General features: G+C 30.4%; 2 protein-coding genes and 1 pseudogene. 2 read left to right on the forward strand and 1 reads right to left on the reverse strand.

All coding sequences use genetic code 11. The features are described 5' to 3' along the window. Positions 1–61 precede the first annotated feature (61 nt). Together GOQ24_RS15785 and chrA are read left to right on the forward strand one after the other, a co-directional pair. Positions 62–859, forward strand: a complete 798-nt coding sequence (locus GOQ24_RS15785; protein WP_160340121.1) for a helix-turn-helix domain-containing protein — start codon at positions 62–64, stop codon at positions 857–859. Positions 860–937: 78 nt separating this feature from the next. Continuing rightward, a complete protein-coding gene (chrA, locus tag GOQ24_RS15790; protein ID WP_160340122.1) occupies positions 938–2,071 on the forward strand; it encodes a chromate efflux transporter in 1,134 nt (377 codons plus the stop codon). A gap of 644 nt (positions 2,072–2,715) precedes the next feature. Here chrA and GOQ24_RS16890 read toward each other — a convergent pair. After that, positions 2,716–2,794: pseudogene (locus GOQ24_RS16890) on the reverse strand (transposase); the annotation flags it as partial.

Below are 2,794 nucleotides of genomic sequence, written 5' to 3' on the forward strand. Positions count from 1 at the left end.
GTTTACGTAAGTAACAAAAATATAGTTAGTTTTACTCTTGTATATTTTTAACCAAACTATCTTGAATAAACCTATAGCAATAAAAAATAAAATTGAGACAAGAACTCTAATGAAAGTTTCTCCTTTTAGGCAAGAAATTCGCAAAACGAATCCACATAAACACAATAATTACTTCGAAATTATTTATTTAAGTGAAGGAACAGGCTCTCATACGATTGACCAGAATGTATTTTCAATAACTACTCCTACAATTTTTTTTATACGAAAAGAACAAGTGCACTTTTGGGATATTACAAGTAAACCTAAAGGCTTTGTACTTCTATTAAAAAAAGAGTTCTTACAAACTTCATTAGATTATAAGTTAAGAGATCTTTTATCTCAATTAAGTCATTTTACTTGTTTAAAAATAAATGAAACCCAAGGTATAAATACATTATTTCAACTACTTGTATCAGAAAAGGATTTCACAGTAAAAGAAGGTATTTTAAAGGCATTGTTAGCTAAGATAATAGCAACGTCTACTCCTTTTTCTAGCTCTGTAAATAAAAATGATACAGCCAGCTTGTTTCAAGATTTTTTAAAGCAAACAGATAACTTACACAATAGTGTTGCCTATTATGCTAAAAAAATTGGAATTTCGCCACAAAATCTAAATGCTATCTGTCGTAAAACATTCAAACAACCAGCATCTGAAATATTAGCAGAACATATTATTGATGAAGCTAAAAGGCAACTTCTATACTCTGAAAATAGTATTAGTGAAATTGCTTACAACCTAAACTTTAGTGATTCTTCTTACTTTACAAAATACTTCAAGCGCTATGTAGGCACCACTCCTAAAGTATTTCGAGAGCTTTAAAGTGCCACTCTTTTTTCAAATTCACCCTATTTTAGATTTTAATTATATCACATTTGTATAATTAAAAAGTCTAAAGATATGAATATCAAACAAGGTGAAGTAGGTCTCAAAGAAATAATTCAAGTTTTTATCAAGCTAGGGATTATTGGTTTTGGAGGCCCTGCGGCTCATATTGCAATGATGAGAGAAGAAGTAGTTGTAAAAAGAAAATGGATGGATGAACAGCACTTTTTAGATCTGCTTGGTGCTACCAATTTAATTCCTGGTCCAAACAGTACAGAAATGGCCATTCACATTGGTTATGATAAAGCAGGTTGGAAAGGACTTATAATTGCAGGGCTATGTTTTATTCTCCCTGCTGTTTTACTTACAGGTGTATTAGCTTATTTTTATAAAAATTATGGAGAATTACCCCAAGTTCAACCTTTTATCTATGGGGTTAAACCTGCTATTATTGCTATTATTATTGTAGCCATATTTCCACTAGCAAAAAAATCCATTAAATCCTTATTCTTAGCTTTTATAGGGGGTATCGTCTTAGTAGCTTCTTTACTTGGTGCTAATGAAATCATTTTGATGTTTGGGGCTGGATTCTTCGCTTATGTGGTATTTTATATTAATGTCACTAAGCGAAATACCTTACAAAGTATTCTCCCATTAACTTTCTTACTTAGTATACAAAATACTCTTTTCAACACTACAAATATGCAGCTATTCTGGATTTTTTTAAAAATAGGAGCTATACTGTATGGTAGTGGTTATGTATTATTTGCTTTTTTAGATACTGAACTAGTACAAACAGGATTATTAACGAGGCAACAACTCATAGATGCCATTGCTGTAGGGCAATTCACACCAGGTCCTGTTTTCTCTTCTGTCACTTTTATTGGTTTTCAAATTAATGGTATATCTGGAGCAATTCTATCAACCATTGCAATTTTTCTACCTTCATTTATTCTAGTAGCCTTACTAAACCCTTTGATGAAAAAACTTCGCAACTCAAAAGGATTATCTGCCTTTTTAGATGCTGTAAACGTTACTTCTATTGCACTAATTATAGCTGTATGTTTGACAATGACAAAAGATATAGTAACAAATTGGCAGTCCATTATTATCGCGCTACTTAGTGCTATAGTAGTTTTTAAATTTAAAAAAATTAATAGTGCTTTTATTGTCTTAGGTGGGGCTTTATTAGGTTATCTACTCTTTTAATTTTTCTTATGTTTATTTATCATTTACTATGGGAGTTTCTTCCTTGCCATATCACTCCCAATCAAATAAGATACACCATAATCAATTTCTTTAGCTAGTGTCAAAAACACATAATTTAAGCTAAATATACACCCCGACAACACAATAATACCATAACAAGCATGACATTTCACAACAAAATACATCAAATTAAATTAGTTAACTAATAATATAAAATAAACACAACAAAACACCAAAAAACAAAACAAAAACAAACAAAGGCTAAAACTGATATTTTTACTAAAATATTCGCTCCCATCAATCAAAAAAACAGCTGAATATTTAACTTTTTAGTACTTTTTTAATACATTTAAAATCATTATATTTGATTTTAACCTAATTTGCTAAGGTGAGCTATTAGGTGAGTTGGTTTTTTACAAACAAGACAATTGATTGATTTAAAGATATTTACAAGGAGTGGTTCGAATCCTGCCACCCCGACAACAGAAAAATATAAAATCCGTAAATACTATGTGTTTACGGATTTTTTGTATTCAAAAGGAATTTATTGCGAAAGTTAGGGATCAGTAACAAAAGTTGGGGACTACGCAAAAAGTTTAGCTAATCTCTATAGGAAAACTTCGGATCAATCTCAAAAGTTGTGTTTAGGCATAAAGCTTAGTCAATCTGTATAAAAAGAAATCAATATCTCTTACACCTCTAAACTGAGCTCTGAATGCTTTA

Source organism: Myroides sp. LoEW2-1 (assembly GCF_009767705.1).
Taxonomy (GTDB): domain Bacteria; phylum Bacteroidota; class Bacteroidia; order Flavobacteriales; family Flavobacteriaceae; genus Flavobacterium; species Flavobacterium album_A.